At 65.3% G+C, this 24947-nt stretch carries 23 protein-coding genes; 13 read left to right on the top strand and 10 right to left on the bottom strand.

What is annotated here, in order from left to right; translation table 11 throughout:
* Positions 1-132 precede the first annotated feature (132 nt).
* From JQX08_RS00515 to queF, 6 genes are all read left to right on the top strand, one after another.
* On the top strand, positions 133-1608 hold the full coding sequence (locus tag JQX08_RS00515) for a sensor histidine kinase (RefSeq protein WP_204913924.1): 1476 nt from the start codon (positions 133-135) through the stop codon (positions 1606-1608).
* On the top strand, positions 1583-3010 hold the full coding sequence (locus JQX08_RS00510; RefSeq protein ID WP_204913922.1) for a sigma-54-dependent transcriptional regulator: 1428 nt from the start codon (positions 1583-1585) through the stop codon (positions 3008-3010). The genes JQX08_RS00515 and JQX08_RS00510 overlap by 26 nt, the downstream gene beginning before the upstream one ends.
* Before the next feature lie 168 nt (positions 3011-3178).
* Entirely contained in the window at positions 3179-3715 is a 537-nt protein-coding gene (gene copI / locus JQX08_RS00505; RefSeq protein WP_204913920.1) for a copper-resistant cuproprotein CopI, read from the top strand.
* Positions 3712-5364, top strand: a complete 1653-nt coding sequence (locus JQX08_RS00500) for a copper resistance system multicopper oxidase (protein ID WP_204913919.1) — start codon at positions 3712-3714, stop codon at positions 5362-5364. The genes copI and JQX08_RS00500 overlap by 4 nt, the downstream gene beginning before the upstream one ends.
* Positions 5351-6052, top strand: coding sequence for a copper resistance protein B (locus JQX08_RS00495; RefSeq protein WP_204913918.1), 702 nt, complete (start codon positions 5351-5353; stop codon positions 6050-6052). The genes JQX08_RS00500 and JQX08_RS00495 overlap by 14 nt, the downstream gene beginning before the upstream one ends.
* A gap of 79 nt (positions 6053-6131) precedes the next feature.
* Entirely contained in the window at positions 6132-6965 is an 834-nt protein-coding gene (queF, locus tag JQX08_RS00490; protein WP_204913917.1) for an NADPH-dependent 7-cyano-7-deazaguanine reductase QueF, read from the top strand.
* 48 nt (positions 6966-7013) lie between these two features.
* On the opposite strand, the gene JQX08_RS00485 is transcribed toward queF, so the two are convergent.
* Both JQX08_RS00485 and JQX08_RS00480 read right to left on the bottom strand, forming a co-directional pair.
* On the bottom strand, positions 7014-7277 hold the full coding sequence (locus tag JQX08_RS00485) for a DUF4404 family protein (RefSeq protein ID WP_204913916.1): 264 nt from the start codon (positions 7275-7277) through the stop codon (positions 7014-7016).
* Between the two features lie 161 nt (positions 7278-7438).
* Positions 7439-7864: an acyl-CoA thioesterase gene (locus JQX08_RS00480; protein WP_204913915.1), complete on the bottom strand. Its 426-nt coding sequence runs from the start codon at positions 7862-7864 to the stop codon at positions 7439-7441.
* 103 nt (positions 7865-7967) lie between these two features.
* On the opposite strand from JQX08_RS00480, the gene JQX08_RS00475 reads away from it, so the two are divergent.
* Positions 7968-8669, top strand: a complete 702-nt coding sequence (locus JQX08_RS00475) for an MlaA family lipoprotein (RefSeq protein WP_204913914.1) — start codon at positions 7968-7970, stop codon at positions 8667-8669.
* Between the two features lie 62 nt (positions 8670-8731).
* Here JQX08_RS00475 and JQX08_RS00470 read toward each other — a convergent pair whose 3' ends face one another.
* Positions 8732-9031: a PilZ domain-containing protein gene (locus JQX08_RS00470; RefSeq protein WP_204913913.1), complete on the bottom strand. Its 300-nt coding sequence runs from the start codon at positions 9029-9031 to the stop codon at positions 8732-8734.
* Between the two features lie 212 nt (positions 9032-9243).
* Between JQX08_RS00470 and rssB the strand changes: the two genes are divergently transcribed.
* Together rssB and rssC are read left to right on the top strand one after the other, a co-directional pair.
* A complete protein-coding gene (gene rssB, locus JQX08_RS00465) occupies positions 9244-10428 on the top strand; it encodes a two-component system response regulator RssB (RefSeq protein WP_204913911.1) in 1185 nt (394 codons plus the stop codon).
* Between the two features lie 22 nt (positions 10429-10450).
* Positions 10451-10933: an anti-sigma factor antagonist RssC gene (rssC, locus tag JQX08_RS00460; RefSeq protein ID WP_204913910.1), complete on the top strand. Its 483-nt coding sequence runs from the start codon at positions 10451-10453 to the stop codon at positions 10931-10933.
* A gap of 61 nt (positions 10934-10994) precedes the next feature.
* Here rssC and tal read toward each other — a convergent pair whose 3' ends face one another.
* From tal to mexE, 4 genes are all read right to left on the bottom strand, one after another.
* A complete protein-coding gene (gene tal / locus JQX08_RS00455; protein ID WP_204913909.1) occupies positions 10995-11921 on the bottom strand; it encodes a transaldolase in 927 nt (308 codons plus the stop codon).
* Between the two features lie 126 nt (positions 11922-12047).
* Positions 12048-13469, bottom strand: coding sequence for an efflux transporter outer membrane subunit (locus JQX08_RS00450; protein WP_204913908.1), 1422 nt, complete (start codon positions 13467-13469; stop codon positions 12048-12050).
* A complete protein-coding gene (locus JQX08_RS00445) occupies positions 13466-16648 on the bottom strand; it encodes an efflux RND transporter permease subunit (RefSeq protein ID WP_204913907.1) in 3183 nt (1060 codons plus the stop codon). Before JQX08_RS00445 ends, JQX08_RS00450 begins: the two co-directional genes overlap by 4 nt.
* Positions 16649-16724: 76 nt before the next feature.
* Positions 16725-17960: a multidrug efflux RND transporter periplasmic adaptor subunit MexE gene (mexE, locus tag JQX08_RS00440; protein ID WP_204913906.1), complete on the bottom strand. Its 1236-nt coding sequence runs from the start codon at positions 17958-17960 to the stop codon at positions 16725-16727.
* A 382-nt stretch (positions 17961-18342) separates the two neighbouring features.
* On the opposite strand from mexE, the gene JQX08_RS00435 reads away from it, so the two are divergent.
* Together JQX08_RS00435 and JQX08_RS00430 are read left to right on the top strand one after the other, a co-directional pair.
* The gene (locus JQX08_RS00435) at positions 18343-18870 is read left to right on the top strand and encodes a hypothetical protein (protein WP_204913905.1); all 528 of its coding nucleotides are present in this window, start codon (positions 18343-18345) and stop codon (positions 18868-18870) included.
* A 132-nt stretch (positions 18871-19002) separates the two neighbouring features.
* Positions 19003-19701, top strand: coding sequence for an aspartate/glutamate racemase family protein (locus JQX08_RS00430; RefSeq protein WP_204913904.1), 699 nt, complete (start codon positions 19003-19005; stop codon positions 19699-19701).
* Positions 19702-19707: 6 nt separating this feature from the next.
* Here the strand turns inward: JQX08_RS00430 and JQX08_RS00425 are convergent, their stop codons facing one another.
* On the bottom strand, positions 19708-20625 hold the full coding sequence (locus JQX08_RS00425) for a LysR family transcriptional regulator (RefSeq protein ID WP_239481940.1): 918 nt from the start codon (positions 20623-20625) through the stop codon (positions 19708-19710).
* 164 nt (positions 20626-20789) lie between these two features.
* Here JQX08_RS00425 and JQX08_RS00420 point away from each other — a divergent pair, with 164 nt between their 5' ends.
* Entirely contained in the window at positions 20790-21803 is a 1014-nt protein-coding gene (locus tag JQX08_RS00420; protein ID WP_204913903.1) for a zinc-dependent alcohol dehydrogenase family protein, read from the top strand.
* Between the two features lie 17 nt (positions 21804-21820).
* Here the strand turns inward: JQX08_RS00420 and dusA are convergent, their stop codons facing one another.
* On the bottom strand, positions 21821-22801 hold the full coding sequence (gene dusA, locus JQX08_RS00415) for a tRNA dihydrouridine(20/20a) synthase DusA (protein ID WP_204913901.1): 981 nt from the start codon (positions 22799-22801) through the stop codon (positions 21821-21823).
* A gap of 237 nt (positions 22802-23038) precedes the next feature.
* On the opposite strand from dusA, the gene JQX08_RS00410 reads away from it, so the two are divergent.
* Positions 23039-23680, top strand: a complete 642-nt coding sequence (locus tag JQX08_RS00410; protein WP_204913899.1) for an eCIS core domain-containing protein — start codon at positions 23039-23041, stop codon at positions 23678-23680.
* A 217-nt stretch (positions 23681-23897) separates the two neighbouring features.
* Here the strand turns inward: JQX08_RS00410 and JQX08_RS00405 are convergent, their stop codons facing one another.
* Entirely contained in the window at positions 23898-24797 is a 900-nt protein-coding gene (locus tag JQX08_RS00405; RefSeq protein ID WP_204913896.1) for a formate/nitrite transporter family protein, read from the bottom strand.
* Positions 24798-24947 lie beyond the last annotated feature (150 nt).

Genomic DNA, 24947 nt, shown 5'->3' with positions numbered 1-24947 from the left:
TTAGGGCGGCTGTCCTTGGTGATTGCTAATACTGTCAAGTTAGTAACGCGTACAAGCTAATTGCCATTGGTGATTTATCGGGGGCTCGGGTTGTGCGCTATAACACACTAAAAATGTGGAAAGGACATTCCCATGCAGGCGATATCAGTCAAAGCGTTCTTCATGGCTGGCGGGGGGAGCACGGAAGCGCCTCAGCAATTCAACCTGCTGCGCTGGTTTTCCCTGGTCAGCCTGATTGTCATCGCCTCGGTGGCGATTGGTCTGGGCATCATTTCGACCCGCTACGTGGTGACCGAAAGCGTCGAGCGCGACGCGATGCTCACCGCGCAGTTCATCCAGGCGATCGCCACGGCCGAAGCACGGCACATGGCGATTCCGGATGTGATGTCGCTGGGCGAGCTGCTCGATCCACGCACCGACGGGCGTCACGTCAACGTCACCCAGGACGCCATCAACCGCGCGCGTAACGAGTACCTCGACCATATCGCCCACCTGCCGGATGCGCTGCTCGCCAACATCTATGCGCCGGACGGCACGATCATCTGGTCGACCAACCCGGCGTTGATCGGTCGCCGCGTACAGAACGATGAACTGGAGGAAGCGTTCAAGGCCAAGACGCGGATTTCCGCCAGCTACCACCGCGCCGATGCCGACCGCATCGAGCAGAAGTTCCTGCGTCCGCCGCAAAGCCTGTTCATCGAGAACTACATCCCGCTGCTCAACGCCGCCGGTGAAGCGGTGACGATGGTGGAGATCTACAAGGAGCCGAAGGACCTCATTGCGCGCATCCAGCGCGGCTATGTGGTGATCTGGTTGGCCACCGCGCTGGGCGGTGGGCTGATCTACTTCGGCCTGTACTGGATCGTGAGACGCGGCTCGGTGCTGCTCGATTCGCAGCAGAAGCAGCTGATCGCCAACGAAACCTTCGTCGCCCTCGGCGAGATGTCATCGGCGGTGGCGCACAGCCTGCGCAATCCGCTGGCGGCGATTCGTTCCAGCGCGGAGCTGGCCCAGGAACTGGCCGCGCCGCCGATCCAGGGCAACATCGGCGACATCATCACCCAGGTCGACCGCATGTCGAAGTGGGTGCGCGAGCTACTGCAATCGTCACGACCGCTCACCGGCGATTCCGAATCGGTGGACGTGGTGACGGTGGTGCAGGAGGTGCTGCAGTCCTTCGACCAGCAGCTGCATCAGGCGGGCGTGACGGTGGAGTTCGACACCCAGTACGCGCCGCGTGTGGTTAGCCAGCGCATGTTGCTCGGCCAGGTGCTCAACAGCCTGTTCGCCAACGCGCTGGAAGCGATGCCCAAGGGCGGACGACTGGCCGTCGAGGTCGAGCCGGACGCCGGCGGGGATACGTTGCACATGCTGATCCGCGACAGCGGCAAGGGCATGTCGCAGCAGCAGAAGGCCATGCTGTTCAAGCCGTTTTTCACCACCAAGCAAGGCGGGCTCGGGGTGGGGCTGGTGATGGTCAAGCGGATCATGGAGCGCTTTGGCGGGACGATTAATCTGACCAGCCGCGAGCAGGAAGGAACCCAAGTAGCGTTGAGCTTCGTTATTGAGAAGGGAGGGCGACATGGAACACAGCATATTGATCGTTGAGGATGACGAGACCCTGGCCGGGAATATCCAGACCTACCTGGAGCGCAAAGACTACGAGGCGGTGGTGTGCCACTCCGCCGAAGAAGCCCTTGAAGTGCTCAAGGACTTTCATCCGGACATTCTGCTCACGGACAACTCGCTACCCGGCATGAACGGCCTGGAGCTGATCCGCCAGGTCCACGAGAGCGCACCGCAGATCAAGCCGATCATGATGACCGGCTACGGCAATATCGACGAAGCGGTGAAGGCGATGAAGGTCGGCGCCTACCACTACCTGACCAAGCCGGTGGCGCTGATCGAGCTGAAGCTGCTGCTGGAAAAGGCCATGGAAGTGCAGCGCATCGAGAACAAGCTGTCCTTCTATCAGAGCCGCGAGGATCGCAGCGCCGGTCTCGACCAACTGATCGGCGAATCGCCGGCCATGCAGTCGGTCAAGGCGGTGGTCGGTCAGTTGCTGGAAGCGGAGCGCCGCGTCGCGGGCGTCGACCTGCCGGCCGTGCTGATCGAGGGTGAAACCGGCACCGGCAAGGAGGTGATCGCGCGTGCCTTGCACTTCGACGGGGTGCGCGCCAAGGGCCCGTTCGTTGAACTGAACTGCGCTTCGCTGCCGGCCAGCCTGCTAGAAGCCGAGCTGTTCGGTCATGAGCGCGGCGCGTTCACCGACGCCAAAGAGCGTCGGGTCGGCCTGGTCGAAGCGGCCGATGGCGGCACGCTGTTCCTCGACGAGATCGGCGAGATGGACATCGGCCTGCAGGCCAAGCTGCTCAAGCTGCTGGAAGACCGCACCATTCGCCGGATCGGCTCGGTGAAGGAGCGCAAGGTCAATCTGCGCATCATCAGTGCGACCAACTGCAACCTCGAGCAGATGGTCCAGCAGGGCAAGTTCCGCCGCGACCTGTTCTTCCGCCTGCGCATCATCTCCATCAAGGTGCCGCGCCTGTACGTGCGCGGTGACGATGTGATCCTCCTGGCGCGGCATTTCCTGCAGCTGCACGGCCAGCGTTATGGCAAGCCGGACCTGCGTTTTTCCAGCGATGGCGAGGCCTTGCTGCGTGGTTACAGCTGGCCGGGCAACGTGCGCGAACTGTGCAACATGCTCGAACAGACCGTACTGCTGGCCCAGGGCAACCTGATCGGCGCGAGCCAGCTGGCCCTCTGCACCGGCCTGGCGGACGAGCCGAAGGGCTTCTTCAGCAGCGATCAGCCGCTGTGGGTACCGCCCACCGAGCATGTCGAGAGCCACAGCCTGCCGGAGGTGGAGCGCGAGATGGTGATCAAGATGCTCAACAAGACCGACTGGAACGTGACCAAGTCGGCCCGTCAGCTCGGCCTGTCGCGCGACATGCTGCGCTACCGCATCGAGAAGTTGGGGCTGGTGCGACCGGGGCGTGAGTATTCCTGAGTCGTAGCTGCTGCGGGTTTGGGCATGACGTCCGGTTGTCGACCGGTTGCCCGACCTTGGCGGTTTGCCGTCACCATCCCTGGCTGACGGATTTGTAATTTTCCGGTCAGTCGGCTGCCAGCTGCGTGCGGGCAACATGCCGACATCGACAACTGACTGGAGTCCCCCATGTCGCTGCGCTCGCTGCCGCTGCTCGCTTCACTGCTCGCCACTTCCGCATTTGCCGATGCGGGGCGGTTCAGCTTCGGCCATCCCGCCAAGCCTGCCGACGCCACGCGCAGCGTGGAGATCGTGCTCGGCGACATGTACTACGAGCCGAACACGGTGCAGGTGAAGGCCGGCGAAACCGTGCGCTTCGTGCTCAAGAACGAGGGTAGTCTGCTGCACGAGTTCAACCTGGGCGATGCCGCCGCGCATGCCGAGCACCAGAAGCGGATGCTGATGATGCAGCAGATGGGCATGCTCACCCCGACCCAGATGAAGCACGACATGCCGATGGACCACAGCCAGATGGGCCACGCCGTGGGCAGTACCGATCACGCCGCAATGATGAAGCACGACGATCCGAATAGCGTGCTGGTCGAACCCGGCAAGAGCGCCGAGCTGACCTGGACCTTCAGCCAGGCCAGCGGCCTGGAGTTCGCCTGCAACATCCCCGGCCATTACCAGGCCGGCATGGTGGGCAGCCTCGAGATCACCCCGTGACTCGCCTGTGGCTGGCGGCCGGCTTGTTGAGCGGCAGCCTGGGCGCGCACGCGGGTACCTATGAGCTGCTGATCGATGAAGGCGAGCTGCGCCTGAGCGATGGCAGCCGTCCGGCGCTGACGGTCAACGGCCAGACGCCGGCGCCGGAGCTGCGCTTCCAGGAAGGCGAAGAGGTGGTGCTCAACGTCACCAACCGCCTCGATCGCGACACTTCGCTGCACTGGCACGGCATCATCCTGCCGTATACCCAGGACGGTGTGCCGGGCATCAGCTTCCCCGGTATCAAGCCGGGCGAGATCTTCACCTACCGCTTCCGCGTGCAGCAGGCCGGCACCTACTGGTACCACGCGCACAGCGGCTTCCAGGAGCAGGAAGGCCTGTACGGGCCGCTGATCATCGAGCCTAAGGGCCGCGAGCCGTACCGCTACGACCGCGAGTACACCGTGCTGCTGTTCGACTGGCAGGACGAAAAGCCCGAACGCACGCTGAACACGCTGAAGAAGCAGGCCGACTACTACAACGACCAGCAGCAGACCGTCGGCGACTTCTTCCGCGAGGCGCGCCGCGACGGTCTCTGGGCGACGCTCAAGGACCGCTGGGCCTGGGGCGACATGCGCATGGCCAAGACCGACATCGCCGACGTCAGCGGCTTCCGCTTCCTGGTCAACGGCAAGGACGTCGAGCAGAACTGGACTGCGCTGTTCAAACCCGGCGAACGGGTGCGCCTGCGCATCATCAACGGCTCGGGGATGAGCTACTTCGACCTGCGTATTCCCGGCCTGCCACTGACCGTGGTGCAAGCCGATGGCAACGACGTGCAGCCGGTGACGGTCGACCAGTTGCGCATCGCGGTCGCCGAAACCTACGACGTGATCGTCCAGCCCAAGGAGGACAAGGCCTACACACTGTTCGCCGAATCCATGGACCGCCGCGGCTACGCCCGCGCCACCCTGGCGCCGCGTGCCGGCATGCAGGGCGAGGTGCCGGCACTGCGCGCGCCGCGGCTGCTGAGCATGGCGGACATGAACATGCAGGGCATGGATCACGCGGGGATGGATCACGGCCAGATGGCCGGCATGGACCACGCCGCCATGGGACACGCCACGCCGTCCGTGGGCAACTCGGACTACGCCACCAACAGTGGCATCGCCCCCGAGCCGGTGGAGCAGGGGCGGGTGCTGGTCTATGGCGACCTCAAGGCCATGCGCCCGTTCGCCGACTACCGCGCGCCGGACCGCACCATCGAGCTGAAGCTGACCGGCAACATGGAGCGCTATTACTGGTCGTTCGACGGCGTGAAGTACTCCGAGGCCGAGCCGATCCGCCTGAAGTACGGCGAGCGGGTGCGCATCCGCTTCGTCAACCAGACCATGATGAACCACCCCATGCACCTGCACGGCATGTGGATGCAGCTGGACAAGGGCAACGGCCGCTTCAATCCGCTCAAACACGTGGTCAACGTCGCCCCAGGACAAAGCCTGGAGGTCGACGTGCCGGTGGATGCCATGGGCGAGTGGGCGTTCCACTGCCATCTGATCTACCACATGGCCACCGGCATGTTCCGCAAGGTCATTGTCGAAGCGCCTGACGGCAGCACGCAGCCGTTCTATCCCGCGCAGCAGAAGGAGAGCGGCCATGCGACGCACTGATGGCGCAGCCCTCGGTCTGCTGCTCAGCTTGCCGGCGGCGGCCATGGAGATGGACGACATGCCGGTCGGCTACTTCGCCTTTGATCACCTCGAGCAGCGCTTCGACGGCGACGCGCAGCGCCTGGCCTGGGAAGCCGAAGGCTGGTACGGCACCGACCGCCACAAGCTGGTGCTGAAGAGCAGTGGCGAACGCGATGCCGGCGGGCCGACCGAGTCCAGCGAAACGCAGCTGCTCTACCGCCGCGAGGCCAGCGAATTCTTCGACTGGCAGGCCGGTCTGCGCCATGACGATCAGCCCGGGCCGACGCGCAGCTACGCGGTGCTGGGCTTCAAGGGCCTCGCGCCGCAATGGATAGAGCTGGATGCCAACCTGTTCCTCAGTGAACGCGGCGATCCCTCGCTGCGGGTCGAGGCTGAGTACGAGCTGCTGCTGACCCAGCGCTGGGTGCTCGAACCCAAGCTGGAGTACCAACTGGCCTTCGCCGATGACCCGGAATTGCATGTCGGTTCAGGTGGCAGCACGCTGGAGGGCGGTTTGCGCCTGCACTACCGCATCACGCCAGCGTTTGCCCCCTATGTAGGTTATGTCTGGGAGAGGAGTTATGGGCGCAGCGCCGAATGGCAGCGTGCGGCGGGCGAGGCCGACGAGGAGGGCGCCTGGCTGCTGGGGCTGCGCTTCTGGCTGTGAGCCGGCCGGTCGCCGGCGCTGAAAATCGCCGGCGATCTGTATACACTTGCCGCGTTTTTGCTCAGTCAGGTCCGTCGCCATGCAGCATCCCGCCGAACATTCGCCGCTGGGCAAGTCCAGCGAGTACGTCGCCACCTATACGCCGTCGCTGCTGTTTCCGATTTCGCGCACCACCAAGTGGGCGGAGCTGGGGCTGACGGCGCAAACCCTGCCGTATCAGGGTGTCGACTACTGGAACTGCTACGAGCTGTCCTGGCTGCTGCCATCCGGCAAGCCGGTGGTGGCCATCGGCGAGTTCGCCATCCCGGCCGAGTCGCCGCACATCATCGAATCCAAGTCGTTCAAGCTGTACCTCAACTCGCTGAACCAGAGCGTGTTCGCCAGCTTTGCGGAACTCGAAGCGGTGCTCGCCGCGGATTTGTCCGCGGCCGCCGGCGCGCCGGTCCGCGTGCGCGTGCGTAGCCTCGCCGACGTCGAGGCGGACGGCGTAGCGCCGCTGCCGGGGGTGTGCATCGATGACCTGGAGATCGCGGTGAGCGACTACGCTCATCCACGCCCGGAACTGTTGCGGTGTGAGGCCGGTCAGCCCGCCGATGAGGCGCTGCACAGCCACCTGCTGAAATCCAATTGCCCGGTGACCGGCCAGCCGGACTGGGGCAGCGTGGCGGTGACCTATCGCGCTTCGGCACGCCTCGATCACGCCAGCTTCCTGGCCTATCTGGTGAGCTTCCGGCAGCACGCCGACTTCCACGAGCAGTGCGTCGAGCGCATCTTCCTCGACCTGCAGAAGCTGCTCGCCCCTGAGCAGCTGATGGTGTGCGCCCGCTACGTGCGGCGCGGCGGGCTGGACATCAACCCCTACCGCAGCACCAGCGCGATCCACCCGGACAACCGCCGGCTGGTCCGCCAATAACGCAAAAGCCCCGGTCGATGCCGGGGCTTTTCTATTCCGCTACCTTTTCTAGATGCCCATGTTGGCCAGGCTCTGGACGATATTGCGCAGCGTACCGGCCAGGGTAGGGTGCTCGACTTCGAAGCGCTCCACGGCCAGATTGACCCCGTCGACCAGGCCGGTGTCCGGCGTCACGGCCTCCAGGCCGAGCTTGAGCTCGATCTGCGCGATCAGCTCCTGCAGGTGCGCTTGCTCGTCGGCAGTCAGCGGAGCGCCGCCTTCCAGTTGCTCGCGAAGTTCGTTCAGTTGCTGCTGCAGTTCGCGGTCAGGCATGACCTTCTCCCTCCGTTGTAGGCATCGGCATTGACCCTGCGCCGCTGCGAAAGGTCCGTGCCTGCTAATAAGAGGTTACTCCATGCCCGCAACCTTTGCCCGGCTGCGGCGGGCTGGCGGCGTGGCGTCGATCTGTATCCAGGTGTTGCGTGGGGCGGGCGTCAGGCCCGCTTCGCAATACCGCCATGGCGGAGGAACAGTTCACGCATGGCCTCCGGCACCGGAATACTCTGATTGCTCTCGTAGTTGACCCAGACCAGCTTGCAGAAGCCCTCGCCATACAGGGTTTTCGGGTCTTCTTCGGTGGTCAGGCGGTGCTCGAGGACCAGACTGCTGCGGCCGATGGCGCCTGCATAGAGGTCCAGGCGCACGGTGGCCGGATGCTCGACCGCCTTCAGGTAGGTGTGCATGTTCTGCAGTACCAGTGGGCCCACCGCGCCGCGCGCGACGCCGATGCTGTTGAACCAGAGAATCCGCGCTTCTTCCATGTAACGGATGTAGACGGCGTTGTTGACATGCTGGCGGCTGTCCATGTCGCCCCAGCGCACGGGAATGCGGGCGGTGAACAACGGGCTTTTGTCGGCCATATGGCACTCCGAATGGCTGCTTAAATACAGGGGAGGGGCTTATACTGCGCGGCCTGAAGACGGCTTGGCCGTCACACTACTGATTCTCATGGAGAGACTGCAAATGCGTTTGCACGCTGCGAACTGGATCGATCGGCTGGCGCGAGTGCTGGCCTGTGCCGGGCTGGCGCTGTTGCCATTGGCCGCCGGCGCTGCCGAGGAAGACCCCTGGGAGAGCGTCAATCGCCCGATCTTCCGCTTCAACGACTTCCTCGACACCTACGCCTTGAAACCCTTGGCGCAGGGCTATCAGGCTGTTACGCCGCAGTTCTTCGAGGACGGCGTGCACAACATGTTCAATAACGTCGGTGATGTCGGCAACTTGGCCAACAACCTGCTGCAAGGCAAGGTGCAGGACGCCGGCGTGGATACCGGCCGGCTGATCTTCAACACCACCTTCGGCCTGCTCGGTTTCTTCGATGTCGGTACGCAAATGGGCCTGGCCCGCAACGACGAAGACTTTGGCCAGACCCTGGGCGCCTGGGGTGTCGGCAGTGGCCCATACGTAGTGTTGCCGTTCTTCGGGCCGAGCACCCTGCGTGACGCGCCGGCGAAGATTCCGGACTCCTACCTCGGGCCGTACCCCTATATCGACCACGTGCCGACCCGCAACGTGATCCGCGGCGTCAACGTGGTGGATACGCGCGCCAACCTGTTGTCTGCGGAAAAGCTGATCAACGGCGACAAGTACGTGTTCATCCGCAACGTGTACCTGCAGAACCGCGAGTTCAAGGTCAAGGATGGCGAAGTCGAGGACGATTTCTGATCGGTGTTCGCCAGACATGAAGAAGGCGGCCCTTGGCCGCCTTTTTTGTATCCGTGGATGACTCAGCCCATCGCCACGATGGCCAGCCCGATGGCCTGCTTGCCACCTTCAATAGCGGCGACGCGGACCACTTCCGCTTCGGCATCGAGGCCCTTGAGCTCCTGGTGGGGCGAGGGAATCCGCACGCGCACTCGTTCTCCCACGCTCACCGCGCTGACGGCCTCCAGCTGCAGTCCGGTGCTCGACAGGTCCAGGCAGAGCGCCGGGATTTCCTTGCCGGCATGCACCAAGGTAACTGGCGCTTCGACCCGCATACGGATGAAGTCGCGTTTTTCGCTGTAGTCCCGATCGTTTTGACTCATGGTCCGATCCTCTTGTTTTAGAAGCGCTCCGACGGTCCTTATAACTTCGCCAATTCGGGGTGTAAAGGCACCCTTACGGCAATCGGACCGCGCTTGAATCAAGGGCCGGATGGGAGTACCGTCTGCGCCTTGATGTGAACTGAGTACACGCGTTCAGGGTCTATTTCCTGACGCTTTCGCCAACTTCCCTGGCGCCGTTTGCCTGGTACCCCATGCACAACTCCAGTGCCTCGCTGCTGATAATCGATGACGACGACGTAGTGCGCGCGAGCCTCGCGGCCTACTTGGAAGACAGCGGCTTCCAAGTCCTGCAAGCCAGTAACGGCCTGCAGGGCCTGCAGGTGTTCGAGCAGGAAAAGCCTGATCTGGTCGTGTGCGACCTGCGTATGCCGCAGGTGGACGGTCTCGAGCTGATTCGTCGGATCAACGCCCTGGAAGTCGAAGTGCCAGTGATCGTGGTGTCCGGCGCCGGTGTCATGGGCGACGTCGTCGAGGCGCTGCGCCTCGGTGCCGCGGATTACCTGATCAAGCCTCTGGAAGACCTCGCAGTGCTCGAGCACGCGGTGCGCCGCGCGCTCGATCGTGCGCATCTACGTCTGGAGAACCGGCGCTATCGCGAGAAGCTGGAAACCGCCAATCGCGAGCTGGAAGCCAGTCTGCACCTGCTGCAGGAAGACCAGAATGCCGGTCGCCAGGTGCAGATGAACATGCTGCCGGTGACGCCGTTGGACATCGACGATCTGCAGTTTGCCCACCAGATCATTCCGTCGTTGTACCTGTCTGGCGATTTCGTCGATTACTTCCGTGTCGATGATCACCGTGTGGTGTTCTACCTGGCGGATGTTTCCGGGCATGGCGCTTCGTCGGCGTTCGTCACCGTACTGCTCAAGTTCATGACTACCCGCTTGCTCTACGAATCGCGGCGCGGCGGGCAGTTGCCGGAGTTCAAGCCTTCGGATGTGCTCGGGCACATCAATCGTGGGCTGATCAATTGCAAACTGGGCAAGCACGTCACCATGCTGGGTGGCGTGATCGATCAGCAGAAAGGCACGCTGACCTACAGCATTGGCGGGCACCTGCCGCTGCCGGTGCTGTACAGCAACGGCGAGGCGCGATACCTGGAAGGGCGTGGCTTGCCGGTCGGGCTGTTCGATGAAGCGGCCTATACCGACTTGGTGATGGATATGCCCAAGTCGTTTAGCATTACCCTGTTATCCGATGGCATTCTGGACCTTTTGCCCGGCGACACACTCAAAGACAAAGAGACAGCGCTGCCTGAATTGGTATGCAAGGCTGGCGGCAGCCTCGAGGGCCTACGTAAGGTGCTCGGGTTGGGCGATCTCGGCGAAATGCCGGATGACATCGCCTTGCTGGTGTTGAGCAGAAACCTTGCATGAGCGAGCGCATGAGAGGCGTGGCATGAGTACCGGTAGAATTCAATTCGCCGAGCAGGACGGAACCTTCGTCCTCAAGTTTGTCGGCGAAGTGCGCCTTACCCTGTGTTCGGCGCTGGATGCGACCATCGAGAGAATCTTCACTGCGTTGAATTTCACGGCGATCGTCATCGATCTCACGGAAACCCGCAGCATCGATAGCACCACGCTGGGCCTGCTGGCCAAGCTGTCCATCCTGTCGCGGCAGAAAATCGGCCTGTTACCCACGTTGGTGACCACCAACGAGGACATCTCTCGCCTGCTCGAGTCGATGGGCTTCGATCAGGTGTTCAACATCGTCAATCGGCCGGTGCCTTGCCCGGAATGCCTGGATGACCTGCCGTCGCAGGACCAGTCCGAGGACGTGGTGAAGGCCAAGGTGCTCGAAGCGCACAAGATCCTGATGGGCTTGAACGAGTCCAATCGCGCTGCGTTCCACGACTTGGTCAATGCACTCGAACAGCACTGAGTTTCGCTGAGCTGTAAATGAAAACGCGCGCCCTCGGCGCGCGTTTTTCGTTTGCTGGCGATCAGGCGCGGCTGGCGAGCAGCGCTTCGAGCTTTTCCTGGTCGCGGGCGAACAGGCGGATGCCTTCGGCCAGCTTTTCGGTGGCCATGGCATCTTCGTTGAAGTTCCAGCGGAAGTCCGCCTCGTCGAGCACCAGGCGCGCCTCGCCGGCCTGGCCGGGCGCCAGTTTGCGCGGCAGGCTGCCGCTGTCGTCGGCCAACTGCTGCAGCAGTTCCGGGCTGATGGTCAGGCGGTCGCAGCCGGCCAGTTGCTCGATCTGGCCGAGGTTGCGGAAGCTCGCTCCCATCACCACGGTGTTGTAGCCGTTGGCCTTGTAGTAGTCGTAGATACGCGTCACCGAGCGCACGCCCGGGTCTTCGGCGCCGACGAAATCGCGGCCTTCGGCCTTCTTGTACCAGTCGTAGATACGGCCGACGAAGGGCGAGATCAGGAACACCCCGGCGTCGGCGCAGGCGGCGGCCTGGGCGAAGGCGAACAGCAGGGTCAGGTTGGTCTGCACGCCGGCTTTTTCCAGCTGCTCGGCGGCGCGGATACCTTCCCAGGTGGCGGCGATCTTGATCAGCACGCGCTCGCGGCCGATGCCGGCCTGTTCGTACAGACCGATCAGGCGCTCGGCGCGCTGCAGGGTGGCTTGGGTGTCGAAGGACAGGCGCGCGTCCACCTCGGTGGAGATGCGTCCAGGAATGACCTTGAGAATCTCCTGGCCGACGGCCACGCCGAAGCGGTCGCAGGCCAGGCCGAGATCGCCGCCGCTGCCGCCGATGGCGTCCTGCAGCAGCTGCGCATAGCGCGGCAGCGCCGCGGCCTTGAGCAGCAGCGAAGGGTTGGTGGTGGCGTCGACCGGCTTGAGGCGGGCAATCGCGTCGATGTCGCCGGTGTCGGCAACCACGGTGGTGATGGCTTTCAGTTGGTCCAGCTTGGAAGTCATGGTGCAGGCCTGTGCGGGGCGAATGCCCTGACCTTACCCGACGCCGCACCCAGGCTCAACGGCAGCTTGATGCCAGCATGGCGCGACGCGGGTGGAAACCCGCTGTGGGGTTCCACCCGTCTGCGCTCAGCGCACCGTGAGCGCCACCACCGACGGATCGGCCTGGGTTCCCCAGCCACCGCCCAGCGCCTTGTAGATCGCCACGATACCGCGATACAGCTCGACCTCGGCGAGTGCCTGGGCGTCCTCGGCGGCCAGGCGTTCGCGCTCGGCGTCGAGCAGCACCAGGAAGTCCACCGTGCCTTCGCGATAACGGATGCCCGCCTGCTCGGCGGCGGCACGGCTGGCCTCGCTCTGGCGTACCAGCGAGAGCAGGCGCTGCTGACGCTTGCCGTAGTCGCTGAAGGCGTTTTCCGACTCTTCCAGGGCCAGGAGCACCTGCTGTTCGTACTCGGCGAGCACGCCGTCGGCCTCGGCTTCGGCGCCACGCAGGCGGGCACGCACGCTGCCCAGGTCGAACGCCGGCCAGGTGATGCTCGGCGCGACGCCCCAGGCGCGCGCGGCCGAGGAGCCGAGCTGCGAGCCGCGCCCGGCGGTGAAGCCGAGGAAGCCAGACAGGCTGACGCGTGGGAACAGGTCGGCGGTGGCCACCCCGACGTTGGCGGTGGCCGCGGCCAGGCGGCGCTCGGCGGCGCGGATGTCCGGGCGACGCCGCAGCAGCTCGCCCGGATCGCCAATCGGCAGGGCCTTGGCGATGGCCGGCAGGGCGCGCGGCGAGAGGTCGATGCTGAGCTGTTCGGGTCGCTGGCCAAGTAGGGTGGCGATGCGGTTGCGCGCCCGCACCTCCTGCGCCTGCAGCTGCGGCAGGCTGGCTTCGGTGGCGGCCAGGCGCGCATCGGCGCGCAGCACGTCGAGTTCGTTGCCGACTCCAGCATCGCGCAGCTGGGTGGTCAGGTCGCGGGATTCCCGCTGGTTGTCGAGGTTGCTGCGGGCGATCTGCTCGCGCAGCTGAGCGCCGCGTAGTTCGCCGTAGGCGTCGACCAGCTCGGCGATCAGGCTGATCTGCAGCTGCTGCAGGTCGGCCTCGACCGCACCGATGTCGGCCTCGCTGGCTTCGATCTCGCGCTGGATGCGGCCAAACAGGTCGAGCTCCCAGGCCATGTCCAGGCCGAGGTCATAGCGCTCGACATTGACCCGGTCCTCGGTCAGCCCTGGTTGCTGGGCCTTGCCGATCTCGCTGCTGGCGCGGCTGGTGACGGTGGGCAGCTGGTCGTTGGCGACATCGTCGCGAATCGCTCGCGCCGCCCGCAGACGGGCGTAGGCGACGCGCAACTCGCGGTTACCCGCGAGGGAGCTGGCAACCAGTTGGTTGAGGGTCGGGTCGTCGAACTGCTGCCACCACAGGGTCTCAAAACTCGAACGGTCGTAACCCTGGTCGGCACTGGCCACGCGCGCCGCTTCGGTGGTCGGCGCCTGGTAGTCCGGGCCGACCGCGCAGGCGCTCAAGGCCAGGGCCAGCAGGGACGGGGCGAATACCTTGGCGATCATGCGTGCAGCTCCTTGAGGGGTTGGGTTTTCGTCGCCTTGCGCACCTCGCGTTTTTCCACGAAGCCGCGGATCAGCACATAGAACACCGGGGTCAGCAGCAGGCCGAAGAAGGTCACGCCGATCATCCCGCTGAACACGGCGACGCCCATGGCGTGGCGCATCTCCGCACCGGCGCCGGACGACAGCACCAGCGGCACCACGCCCATGATGAAGGCGAAGCTGGTCATCAGGATCGGCCGCAACCGCAGGCGGCAGGCTTCCAGCACCGCGGCGACGCGGTCCATGCCTTCGGCCTGTTTGTCCTTGGCGAACTCGACGATGAGGATGGCGTTCTTGCACGCCAAGCCGACCAGCACGATCAAACCGATCTGGGTGAAGATGTTGTTGTCGCCACCGGCCAGGATCACCCCGGTGATGGCCGACAGCAGGGTCATCGGCACGATCAGGATCACCGCCAGCGGCAGGCTCCAGCTCTCGTACTGCGCGGCCAGCACCAGGAAGGCGAGGATCACGCAGAGCGGGAAGACGAACAGCGCGGTATTGCCGGCGAGGATCTGCTGGTAGGTCAGGTCGGTCCACTCGTAGCTCATGCCGTTGGGCAGTTCCTGCTTGAGCAGCTTCTCCATCGCCGCCTCGGCCTGGCCGGAGCTGTAGCCCGGTGCCGCGGCGCCGTTGATCTCGGCGGTGATGAAGCCGTTGTAGTGCATCACCCGGTCCGGGCCGGCGCTGTCGCTGACCTTGACGAAGGTCGACAGCGGCACCATCTCGCCACGGTTGTTGCGCACTTTCAGCTGGCCGATCTGCTCAGGGGCCAGACGGAATTTCTGCTCGGCCTGCACGTTGACCTGGTAGGTGCGGCCGAAGCGGTTGAAGTCGTTGGCATACAGCGAGCCGAGGTAGACCTGCATGGTGTCGAAGATGTCGCTGATCGCTACGCCGTGGGTCTTGGCCTTCTCGCGGTCGATGTCGGCGTCCACCTGCGGCACATTGACCTGGTAGCTGGTGAACAGCCCGGCCAGTTCCGGCACGTTCTGGCTCTTGGCGATGATGTTCTGCACCTGGGTGTACAGCTCCTCATAGCCGAGGTTGCCACGGTCCTGCACCTGCACGCGGAAGCCGCCGATGGTGCCGAGGCCCTGCACGGGCGGCGGCGGGAAGATCGCGATGAAGGCGTCCTGAATCTCGCCGAACTGCGCGTTGAGGTCGGCGGCGATGGCACTGGCGGACAACGCCGGGTCCTTGCGCTGATCGAACGGCTTCAGCGGGGTGAAGACGATGCCGCTGTTCGGGCTGTTGGTGAAACCGTTGATCGACAGGCCGGGGAAGGCCACGGTGTTTTCCACGCCCGGATGCTTGCCGGCGATCTCCGACATGCGCTTGATCACCGCCTCGGTACGGTCGAGGGTGGCGGCGTCCGGCAGCTGGGCGAAAGCCACCAGGTACTGCTTGTCCTGCGGCGGCACGAAGCCGGTCGGGGTGCTGGAGAAGCCCAGGTAGGTCAGGCCCATCAGCCCGGCATAGACCACCAGCGCCACCGAGCTGCCGCGCAGCACGCGGCGTACCACGCCGACGTAGCCGCTGCCGGCGCGCTCGAACACGCGGTTGAACGGACGGAACAGCCAGCCGCCGAACAGCTTGTCGAGGACCCGCGAGAAGCGGTCCTTCGGTGCGTCATGCTCGCGCAGCAGCACCGCGGCCAGGGCCGGCGATAGGGTCAGCGAGTTGAACGCGGAGATCACCGTGGAGATCGCGATGGTCAGCGCGAACTGCTGGTAGAACTGCCCGGTGAGGCCGGAGATGAACGCGGTCGGCACGAACACCGCGCAGAGCACCAGGGCGGTGGCGACGATCGGCCCGGTGACTTCCTTCATCGCCTGCTTGGTGGCTTCCACCGGCGACTTGCCGAGGCCGATATTGCGCTCGACGTTCTCCACCACGACGATGGCGTCGTCCACCACAATGCCGATGGCCAGCACCAGGCCGAACAGCGACAGCGCATTGAGCGAGAAGCCGAACATGTGCATGACCGCGAAGGTGCCGATCAGCGACACCGGCACAGCGGCCAGCGGGATGATCGAAGCGCGCCAGGTCTGCAGGAAGAGGATCACCACCAGCACCACCAGGACGATGGCTTCGAGCAGGGTGTGTACCACCGCTTCGATGGAGCCGCGCACGAAGATGGTCGGGTCGTAGACGATTTCGTAGTCGACGCCCTGCGGGAAGCTCTGCTTCAGCTCGCTCATGCGCTTGCGCACGGCGTCGGAGATTTCGATGGCGTTCGAGCCGGGGCGCTGGAACACCGGGATGGCCACGGCCGGCTGGTTGTTGAGCAGCGAGCGCAGGGCGTACTGGCTGGAGCCCAGCTCGATGCGCGCGATGTCCTTCAGGCGGGTGATTTCACCGTCTTCACCGGCACGGATGATGATGTTCTCGAACTCTTCCTCGTTGATCAGTCGACCCTGGGTGTTGATCGACAGCTGGAAGCTGGTGTCGCCCGGCGCCGGCGGCGCGCCGAGGGAGCCGGCGGCAACCTGGCGGTTCTGTTCGCGAATCGCGTTGACCACGTCGCTGGCGGTGAGGTTGCGCGAAGCCACCTTGTTCGGATCGAGCCACACGCGCAGCGAGTAGTTGCCGAGGCCGAACAGCTGCACGTCGCCCACGCCATCCAGACGCGCCAGCTCGTCCTTAACGTTGAGCGCGGCGTAGTTGGACAGGTAGAGCATGTCGTAGCGGTTATCCGGCGAGGTCAGGTGCACGACCATGGTCAGGTCGGGCGAGGCCTTGTCGACGGTCACCCCGAGGCGCTGCACCTCGGTGGGCAGGGTCGGCATGGTGCGCGTCACGCGGTTTTGCACCTGCACCTGGGCGTTGTCCAGGTTGGTGCCGAGGGCGAAGGTGATGGTCAGGGTCATCTTGCCGTCGGCGGTACCCTGCGAAGACATGTAGAGCATGCCTTCGACACCGGTGATGGCCTGTTCCAGCGGCGAGGCGACGGTTTCGCCGATCACCTTGGGGTTGGCGCCGGGGAAGTTGGCGCGCACCACCACGGTGGGCGGCACTACTTCCGGGTATTCGCTGATCGGCAGCTGGAACAGCGAGATCGCGCCGCCGATCAGGATCAGCAGGGAGAGCACGGCGGCGAAGATCGGCCGCGAAATGAAGAATTGCGAGAAGTTCATCGTCTGGGTCCTTCAGGATTCTCAGGCAAAACCGTCCCGTCGCCCCGCCGAAACGGGGCTGGAAGACGGGCTGGTTTTAGCCGCGCGGCGTGATCGGGCGGTTGACGGGCTGGCGTTCGGCGACCCGCGGCGGATTGCTGGCGGCCACGGCGGTGCGTTGTTCGGCGAGGGCGGCGAGGGTGGCTTGGTCGGCCATCGGCACCGCATCCGGGCTGACCGGCATGCCCGGACGGGCGCGCTGCAGGCCGTTGACGACGATCTTCTCGCCCTTGGCCAGACCGCTGCGCACGATACGCAGGCCTTCCAGCTTGGGACCGAGCTCGATGGCGCGGTAGGCGACCTTGTCATCCTCGGCGAGGACCAGGACGAACTTCTTGCCGAGGTCGGTGCCGACCGCCGAATCCTTGATCAGTGCGGCGTCGTAGGTGGCGCTGCCGACCAGTTTCAGGCGCGCGTAGAGCCCGGGGGTGAACTCGCCCTTGCGGTTGTCGAACACCGCGCGGCCACGAATGGTGCCGGTCTTCGGGTCGACCTGGTTGTCGATGAAGTCCATCTGCCCCAGGTGCGGGAAGCCGTCTTCGTCGGACAGGCCGAGGTACACCGGGGTGGCGTCGCCGCGGCTGCCTTGGCGGGCCAGCTGGTTGTACTTGAGGAACACGCGCTCATCGGCGTCGAAGTAGGCGTACACCTTGTCGGTGGAGACCAGGCTGGTCAGGCGGCTTTCGCCGGCGTTGACCAGGTTGCCGGTGGTCACTTCGGCGCGGCTGACGCGGCCGTCGATCGGCGCGGTGACCTGGGTGAAGTTGAGGTTCAGGCGTGCCGCTTCCAGGCCGGCCTGGATCGCCGCGACTTCGGCGCGGGCCTGCAGCGCCGCACTGGCGCGGGCGTCGGCGAGTTCGGCGGAAATCGCATTGCTGGCGCGCAGGCGCTCGCCACGGCGGGCTTCATTCTCGGTGCGGCTGAGGTTGGCGCGGACTTGCTGCAACTGGGCTTCCAGGCGGCGGACTTCAGCCTCAAACGGGCGAGGGTCGATCTGGAACAGCAGGTCGCCTTTCTTCACCAGCGAGCCTTCGCTGAAAGCCACCTTGTCGATGTAGCCGGACACCCGCGGGCGAACCACCACCGACTCGGGCGCTTCCAGGCGGCCAGTCAGTTCGTCCCACTCGGTCACCGGTTGCTGGATCACTTCGGCGACGCTGACCTTGGCCGGCGCCGGGGCGGCTGCCTGGTCCGGCGCGCGTCCGCAGGCCGCCAGAATCAGCAGTGACAGGGCGGCGAGGGGGTAACGCAAGGCTTTGTAGGACTGTTCCATGGAATGATTCCGCCAATTGGTATTCAGGATTGGGCGGAGTCTGCGTTGCGCGAGCGCCTTTGCACGAATCGAACTGGGCGAAGTTGAATATCAATCCGAATGATGGAAGGCGCCTTTCCATCGATGGCGACGAAGGTTGCGGCGGGCGACGAGACCACTTATCGCGGCGCCGGGGATCGCCGGGGCGGTTGGGACCAAGGGCCTATACTCAGACCCTCACCCGACATTCTGGCGGCATGGCCAGGCGGGTGAGCCATCCGTGAGTCGGCTCGCTGGCGTCTTTATTCCGCCGGCGACCGTGCATCCCACCTCTCAGCGACGCGGCTGCGGGCCGGGCGCCCTGGCGCTTGGGCACCGCCGCAACCGAACAGGAGGTAGTGCCATGAAAACAACCCTGACCCGCGCCATTCCGGCCTTATTGCTGGCTGCGGCCTGCTGCACGACGGCCATGGCCGCGCAGAACCTGGCGGAATTCAAGGGCGGGATCGGCGTGATCCCGGTATCCAGCGCGCCAGGCCCGGACCTGACCGCGACCAGCGTGACCCGCAACATCGTGCGCGGCGTGCAACCGCCGGGGCAGATCTGGCTGATCGACAAGCTCGAGGCCCGAGTGCGCGCCGACGGGCGCATCAAGGTGGAAGGCGAGGGCTTGATCCTCGGCGGCGGCAACAGCGTCGGCATCGCCACCGGGCAACGGGTGTTTGCCACGCTGATCTGCGAGGCGGCGGCGCCGTTCGTGCTGAGCAATTCCGACGTGGCCGGCGTGCTGCTCACCGCCAGCGGCGACTTCAGCATCGACGACGTGCTGTCGCCGACCCCGGCCGCGCCGTGCCCGAGCCCGGTGCTGCTGATCCGCAACGCCGCCAATGGCAGCTGGTTCGCAGCCGGCATTCCCAAACTGCCCGACTAAAGCTCGCGACGGCGCCAGCACCCGCCTGGCGCCGTCGTGGTCACGCCGAGGACCGTTGGCGGCAGCCAAACCGGCTGCCGCGCTATAGGATGCAAGCTTCCGCAGTGCTGCGCTGCACGACGAGGAGTGCGCATGAAAGTCATCGGTCTGATCGGCGGGATGAGCTGGGAATCCACGCTGCCGTACTACCGGCTGGTCAATGAAGCGGTCAAGGAGCGCCTGGGTGGCCTGCATTCCGCCAAGCTGGTGCTCTACAGCGTGGACTTCCACGAGATCGAGCGGCTGCAGCAGAGCGGTGACTGGGAGGCCGCGGGGCGCCTGCTGGCGGACGCGGCGCGTGCCCTGCAGGCGGCTGGCGCGGAGTTTCTGGTGCTGTGCACGAACACCATGCACAAGGTGGCGCCGGCCATCGAGGCGGCAGTGCGCATTCCTTTGCTGCACATCGCCGATCCGACCGCGGCGGCGATCAAACAGGCCGGCTGGCAGCGGGTCGGCCTGCTCGGGACGCGCTTCACCATGGAACAGGCGTTCTACAGGGAGCGCTTGAGCGAGCGTCACGGCTTGGCGGTGCTGATTCCCGACGCAGCGGATCGCGACATCGTGCACCGCATCATCTATGAGGAGCTGTGCCTGGGGCAGGTGCGTGACGAGTCGCGGGCCGAGTACCGGCGGATCATGGCGGCGCTGGTCGAGCAGGGCGCCCAGGTGATCATCCTCGGTTGCACGGAAATCGCCCTGCTGGTCAGTGCAGCGGATGCCACGGTGCCGCTGTTCGACACCACACGCATTCACGCCCAGCAGGCCGCGGAGTACGCCCTGGCCGAGGCCTGAGGCGGATCAGGCCAGGCTGTCCGGGTCGCCGAAGAACATCTGGATGCGCGAGCGCAGCCAGCGCTCGGCGGGATCGTTGTCCTGCGCGCCACGCCAGGCCATGTGCAGCTCGAAGCTGCCGGTTTCCAGCGGCAGGTCTTCGGCACGCAGGCCGCCGGCGGCGGTGAGCGCGGAGGCGGTGTAGTCGGGTACGGTGGCGACGATGTCGGTGCCGGCCAGCAGCGTGCCGAGGCCATTGAACTGCGGCACGGCGAGGACCACATGGCGACTGCGGCCGAGCTTGGCCAACTCTTCGTCGATGAAGCCGCTGAGGTCGCCGGCGAACGACACCAGGGCATGCGGCCGTGCGCAATAGGCGTCCAGGCTGAGCGCGCCCGGCGCGCTGTCGGCGCGCAGCAACTTCGGCGCATTGCGGCGCAGCACCTTGCGCTTGGCGTTGGCCGGCAGCTCGACGGTGTAGCTGACGCCGACGGAAATCTCGCCGGAGGCCAGCAGCGTCGGGGTCAGTAGGTAGTTGGCGCGGCGCACCACCAACACCACGCCCGGAGCCTCGGCGCGCAGGCGCTTGAGCAGCGCCGGCAGCAGGGCGAACTCGACGTCATCGGATAGCCCGATGCGGAACACCGCGGTGCTGGTGGCGGGATCGAAATCGGCAGCGCGGCTGACTGCGGTGGAAATGGAGTCCAGCGCCGGCGACAGCAGGGCGAAAATCTCCACGGCACGCGCCGAGGGCTCCATGCTGCGCCCAGTGCGGACGAACAGCGGGTCGTCGAACAGGCTGCGCAGGCGGGCGAGGGCGGCACTGATCGCCGGCTGGCCGAGGAACAGTTTTTCCGCCGCGCGCGTGACGCTGCGCTCGTGCATCAGCGTCTCGAACACGATCAGCAGGTTGAGATCGACGCGGCGCAGATCGTTACGATTCATGGAGAGCTTCCCGGCTTGCCAGGCGGATAAAACTGCAGGGCCGGCCGGCTGCCGTCAAGTCGCTCATCATCGCCGTGCATGTGCACTATCAACGGCAACAGGTAGTCTTACGCGAAAAGCCCCGATAAAGTCCGGGCCATTAGAGATAACAGGCGAGGTTCGTGATGTCCCGCATGATTCGCTTTCACCAATTTGGTCCTGCCGAAGTCCTCAAGATTGAACAGGCCGACGTCGCCCAGCCCGGTCCGGGCGAGGTGCTGCTGCGTGCCGAAGCGATCGGCGTGAGCTGGTTCGATGTGCTGTGGCGGCAGAACCTGTCGCCCTGTCAGACCCGTCTGCCGGCCGGTATCGGCCATGAAGTGGCCGGCGAAGTGCTGGCAGTCGGCAGCGATGTCACCGACTTCGCCGTGGGCGACAAGGTCGCCAGCTTCATGGCGCACAGTCCCAACGAGTACCCGGCCTACGGCGAGCAGGTGCTGCTGCCGCGCGGTTCGCTGGTGCGCTATCCGGAGCAACTCAGCGCGGCGCAGGCCAGCGTGCATTACACCGCGCTGCTGACCGGCTATTTCGCCTACGTCGACCTGGCGCACATCCAGCCCGGGCAGAGCGTGCTGCTCACCGACGCGGCGCATTGCAACGGTCCGGCCATGGTCCAGCTCGGCAAGGCCCTCGGCGCGACGGTGTATGCCGCGACCAAGGACGCCGAGGACCGCGAGTTCCTGCTCGGCCTGGGTGCCGACAAGGTGATCGTCACCGAGGAAGAAGACCTGGTCGGCCGGATTGCCAAGTTCACCAACGAGCGTGGCGTTGACGTCGTGCTCGATGGTTTGGGCGGCCCGCAGATGTGCCTGCTCGGCGATGTCCTGGCGCCGCGTGGTCGCCTGATCCTGTATGGACTGCAGGGCGGCAACGACACGCCGTTCCCGGCCTGCGCGGCGTTCCAGAAGAACATCCAGTTCTTCGTGCACTGCCTGGGTAACTTCACCGGCAAGCCGGACCTGAACATTCCCCAGGATGAAGTGGCCCTACAACGCGCGCTGACAGCGATCAACCAGATGACCCGCGACGGCCTGCTGCAGACGCAGATCGGCAAGACCTATCCGTTCGCCTCGGTGGTCGAAGCGCATCGCTACATGGAAAGCTGCCCGAAAGACGGCCGCGTGGTGCTGTTCCCGTAAGCCGTGCAGGGCCGCGTTCAGCGGCCCTGCAGCAGTTCGATCGACTGATCGAGCAGCGCCAGCGGCGCCTGGGTCTTGTGGATGTCCACCGACAGCAACTGACGGAAGCGCCGCGCACCGGGGAAGCCCTGAGCCAGGCCGAGCACGTGGCGGGTGATGTGGTGCATCGACCCGCCGTCCGCCAGGTGCCGTTCAATGTACGGCCGCAACGCCAGCAGCGCTTCCGAACGGCTGATCACCGGCGTATCGCGGCCGAACAGTTCCTGATCCACCTGCGCCAGCAGATAGGGGTTGTGGTAGGCCTCGCGACCGAGCATCACGCCGTCGAAGGTCTGCAGGTGCGCCTGGCACTCGTCCAGGGTCTTGATGCCGCCGTTGAGGATCAGCTCCAGGTCGGGGAAGTCCTGCTTGAGTTGCGCGGCCACTTCATAGCGCAGCGGCGGAATCTCGCGGTTTTCCTTCGGCGACAGGCCTTCGAGGATGGCGATACGCGCGTGCACGGTGAAGCTGCGGCAACCGGCCTCGCGGACCTGGCCGACGAAATCGCACAGCTCGGCGTAGCTGTCGCGGCCGTTGATGCCGATGCGGTGCTTGACCGTCACCGGAATGCTCACGGCATCCAGCATCGCCTTGACGCACTCGGCGACCAGCGCCGGATGGCCCATCAGGCAGGCGCCGATCATGTTGTTCTGCACCCGGTCGCTGGGGCAGCCGACGTTCAGGTTGACCTCATCGTAGCCGGCCTGCTCGGCCAGCCGCGCGCAGGCCGCCAGTTCCTGCGGATTGCTGCCGCCCAGTTGCAGGGCCAGCGGATGCTCGCTTTCGTCATGCCGCAGAAAACGCGCCGTGTCGCCGTGCAGCAGCGCGCCGGTAGTGACCATCTCGGTGTACAGCAGGGCGTCCTTGGACAGCAGGCGCAGGAAGAAGCGGCAATGCCGGTCCGTCCAATCCATCATCGGGGCCACGGAAAAGCGGCGGGAAATAGCGTTCTGGCTCATAGGGCGGATTCGGACTGCTGACGACTGAAAGGGTAATTCGGCACGCTGGCGCGGGCGAGAAGGCGATTGGCTGGGCGCTTGGCCGCGAACGGAAAAATCGGCCTGCAAGTCTAAGAGCGAACGGGGCCGGAGGAAAGCCGAAGCAGACGGGCCGGCCTGCGCAATTCTCTCGCTGGGCTGGAGAACTTCCGCCGCGGATGTGCGTCAATGTCTCCCGAACGGCGATTAGGAGAGCATATGCGCGCCCGCACTTACGGCTGGATCGGTGGAATGTTGATGGCGGTCTGGCCCTGGACCGGGAGCCAGGCGGCCAGCTGTCCGGCCGACCAGTATCAGCTCTGCGCGCTGACCTGCTATTGCCTGCCGGTGTCGCCGGAGGTCGTCAAACAGGGTGAGGTGATCCTCCGCCAACAGGGCGCGCAGCTCGCTGCGCCGATGCTGGAGGACTGGATCGTGCAGTCGCGGGCGGCGATGCCCGCCGAGCAGCTGCAACCGATCCCGCCGGCGCTTCGCCAGCAGCTGAGCGCTTTCTACGCCGCGGACGTGCTGGATACCGCGCGCTTCAAGGTCAACGGTGGCCAGGTGCTCAGCTCGGCGGAGAGCATCCTGCAGAACCCCGACATCAACGCGGTGACGCTGATCGACGTGATCGTCTTCCGCAGCGCCGAAGACGCCGCCAGCAACGTTGCGCTGTGGGCGCACGAGCTCAAGCATGTCGAGCAGTACCGCGACTGGGGCGTGCACGAATTCGCCCTGCGCTACGCCCAGGATTCCGATGCGGTGGAAGCGCCGGCCTATGCCATCCAGCGCCAGGTTGCGGTGAGCCTGCAGCCGACCCCATTGGTGCCGAGCAGCGACCTCGACGTCGCACCGGAGTAGCGGCGCGCTGCCGAGTGGCGCCACGCGCCAGGTCAGCAAACGCTGAAAAATCCAGTTGCCGTCGCTCCCGCGCAGGCGGGAGTCCAGGTGCTGCGGGCCTTCTGGATTATTCCCCTGCGGGCCAGCGCAAGCGCTGTTCAGCGATGGAGCCGCTGTCCCGCCTGCGCGGGAATGACGGCCTTTTCAGCGCTTCCCTCTGCGTCTAGGGCTGCCGGTTCTAGTCGTCGTGCTCCGGCGCGCGCCGCTCGTTCTCGGCTTCCTCGCGGGCCTGGGCCTGCTGCTTCGGGCTTTCGCTGTCGCTGCGCACCTGCGCGTGGCTGATCAGGGCGAAGATCAGGCTGCCGCCGATGATGTTGCCGGCCAGGGTCGGCCCGGCGAAGGTCAGCCAGAACTCCTCCCAGGCCACTTCGCCGGCGAACACCAGGTAGGAGACTTCGACCGAGCCGACCACGATGTGGGTGAAGTCGCCCAGCGCCATCAGGTAGGTGATGACCACGATGATGGCGATCTTGCTGGTTTCCAGCGACGGGATCATCCACACCATGGTGGCGATCATCCAGCCGGAAATGATGCCCTTGGCGAACATCTGGCTGGTGTGGTTCTCCATCACCTTGCGGCCGATGTCGAGGAAGGCCGCATCGGTCGCGCTGTCGAAGATCGGCAGGTGCAGCATCACGTAGGCGACCAGCACGGTGCCGCACAGGTTGCCGGCCAGCACCACGCTCCACAGGCGCAGCAGGCGGCCGAAGTTGCCCAGCGTCGGTTTGCTCATCACCGGCAGCACGGCGGTCAGGGTGTTCTCGGTGAACAGCTGCTGGCGGGCCAGGATCACCGCGAGGAAGCCGGCGGAGTAGCCCAGGCTGCTGATCACCTTGGCGCCGTCGATGCCCTCCAGGCGCGCGCTGAACAGCCCCATGGCCATCAGCGACAGGCCCATCGACAGTCCGGCCGCGACCGCCGACCACCACAGCGCGGCGACCGTGCGCTCCAGCTCCTTGTCGCCCTGCAGGCGGATGATCTCGTGCAGCACCGCGGCGCGTGGCGGCTGGTTCTTGCTCGCCTCGCGCACTTCCTTGGCGGACAAGGTCGGGGTCTTGCCATCCGTTTTGCTGTCCATGGGCGCCATCCCTCGAAACACCGGTGGGCTGGCGCAATGACGCCAGGGCTTTAGTTGAGAGCGCGGGCCGCGGCGGGAGTTCGCCGCCGGCCTGGCGGCCGTCGCCTGGTGGGTGGCGAAAGGTTGAACGAATCGCCGGGAGGCTGCGTC

This window comes from Zestomonas insulae (genome assembly GCF_016901015.1).
In the GTDB taxonomy this organism is placed as follows: Bacteria; Pseudomonadota; Gammaproteobacteria; order Pseudomonadales; family Pseudomonadaceae; genus Aquipseudomonas; species Aquipseudomonas insulae.
This window is presented reverse-complemented; position numbering and strand designations above follow the sequence as displayed.

Bases quoted from the DNA above. Each gene is read 5' to 3' on its own strand.
- JQX08_RS00495 (WP_204913918.1), top strand. From the start codon at position 5,351: ATGCGACGCACTGATGGCGCAGCCCTCGGTCTGCTGCTCAGCTTGCCG.
- tal (WP_204913909.1), bottom strand. From the start codon at position 11,921: ATGACTTCCAAGCTGGACCAACTGAAAGCCATCACCACCGTGGTTGCC.
- JQX08_RS00405 (WP_204913896.1), bottom strand. From the start codon at position 24,797: ATGGACAGCAAAACGGATGGCAAGACCCCGACCTTGTCCGCCAAGGAA.
- JQX08_RS00470 (WP_204913913.1), bottom strand. From the start codon at position 9,031: ATGAGTCAAAACGATCGGGACTACAGCGAAAAACGCGACTTCATCCGT.
- JQX08_RS00435 (WP_204913905.1), top strand. From the start codon at position 18,343: ATGAAAACAACCCTGACCCGCGCCATTCCGGCCTTATTGCTGGCTGCG.
- JQX08_RS00480 (WP_204913915.1), bottom strand. From the start codon at position 7,864: ATGGCCGACAAAAGCCCGTTGTTCACCGCCCGCATTCCCGTGCGCTGG.
- JQX08_RS00485 (WP_204913916.1), bottom strand. From the start codon at position 7,277: ATGCCTGACCGCGAACTGCAGCAGCAACTGAACGAACTTCGCGAGCAA.
- JQX08_RS00410 (WP_204913899.1), top strand. From the start codon at position 23,039: ATGCGCGCCCGCACTTACGGCTGGATCGGTGGAATGTTGATGGCGGTC.
- rssC (WP_204913910.1), top strand. From the start codon at position 10,451: ATGAGTACCGGTAGAATTCAATTCGCCGAGCAGGACGGAACCTTCGTC.
- dusA (WP_204913901.1), bottom strand. From the start codon at position 22,801: ATGAGCCAGAACGCTATTTCCCGCCGCTTTTCCGTGGCCCCGATGATG.
- copI (WP_204913920.1), top strand. From the start codon at position 3,179: ATGTCGCTGCGCTCGCTGCCGCTGCTCGCTTCACTGCTCGCCACTTCC.
- JQX08_RS00510 (WP_204913922.1), top strand. From the start codon at position 1,583: ATGGAACACAGCATATTGATCGTTGAGGATGACGAGACCCTGGCCGGG.
- JQX08_RS00425 (WP_239481940.1), bottom strand. From the start codon at position 20,625: ATGAATCGTAACGATCTGCGCCGCGTCGATCTCAACCTGCTGATCGTG.
- JQX08_RS00420 (WP_204913903.1), top strand. From the start codon at position 20,790: ATGTCCCGCATGATTCGCTTTCACCAATTTGGTCCTGCCGAAGTCCTC.
- queF (WP_204913917.1), top strand. From the start codon at position 6,132: ATGCAGCATCCCGCCGAACATTCGCCGCTGGGCAAGTCCAGCGAGTAC.
- JQX08_RS00475 (WP_204913914.1), top strand. From the start codon at position 7,968: ATGCGTTTGCACGCTGCGAACTGGATCGATCGGCTGGCGCGAGTGCTG.
- JQX08_RS00450 (WP_204913908.1), bottom strand. From the start codon at position 13,469: ATGATCGCCAAGGTATTCGCCCCGTCCCTGCTGGCCCTGGCCTTGAGC.
- JQX08_RS00515 (WP_204913924.1), top strand. From the start codon at position 133: ATGCAGGCGATATCAGTCAAAGCGTTCTTCATGGCTGGCGGGGGGAGC.
- JQX08_RS00445 (WP_204913907.1), bottom strand. From the start codon at position 16,648: ATGAACTTCTCGCAATTCTTCATTTCGCGGCCGATCTTCGCCGCCGTG.
- rssB (WP_204913911.1), top strand. From the start codon at position 9,244: ATGCACAACTCCAGTGCCTCGCTGCTGATAATCGATGACGACGACGTA.
- mexE (WP_204913906.1), bottom strand. From the start codon at position 17,960: ATGGAACAGTCCTACAAAGCCTTGCGTTACCCCCTCGCCGCCCTGTCA.
- JQX08_RS00430 (WP_204913904.1), top strand. From the start codon at position 19,003: ATGAAAGTCATCGGTCTGATCGGCGGGATGAGCTGGGAATCCACGCTG.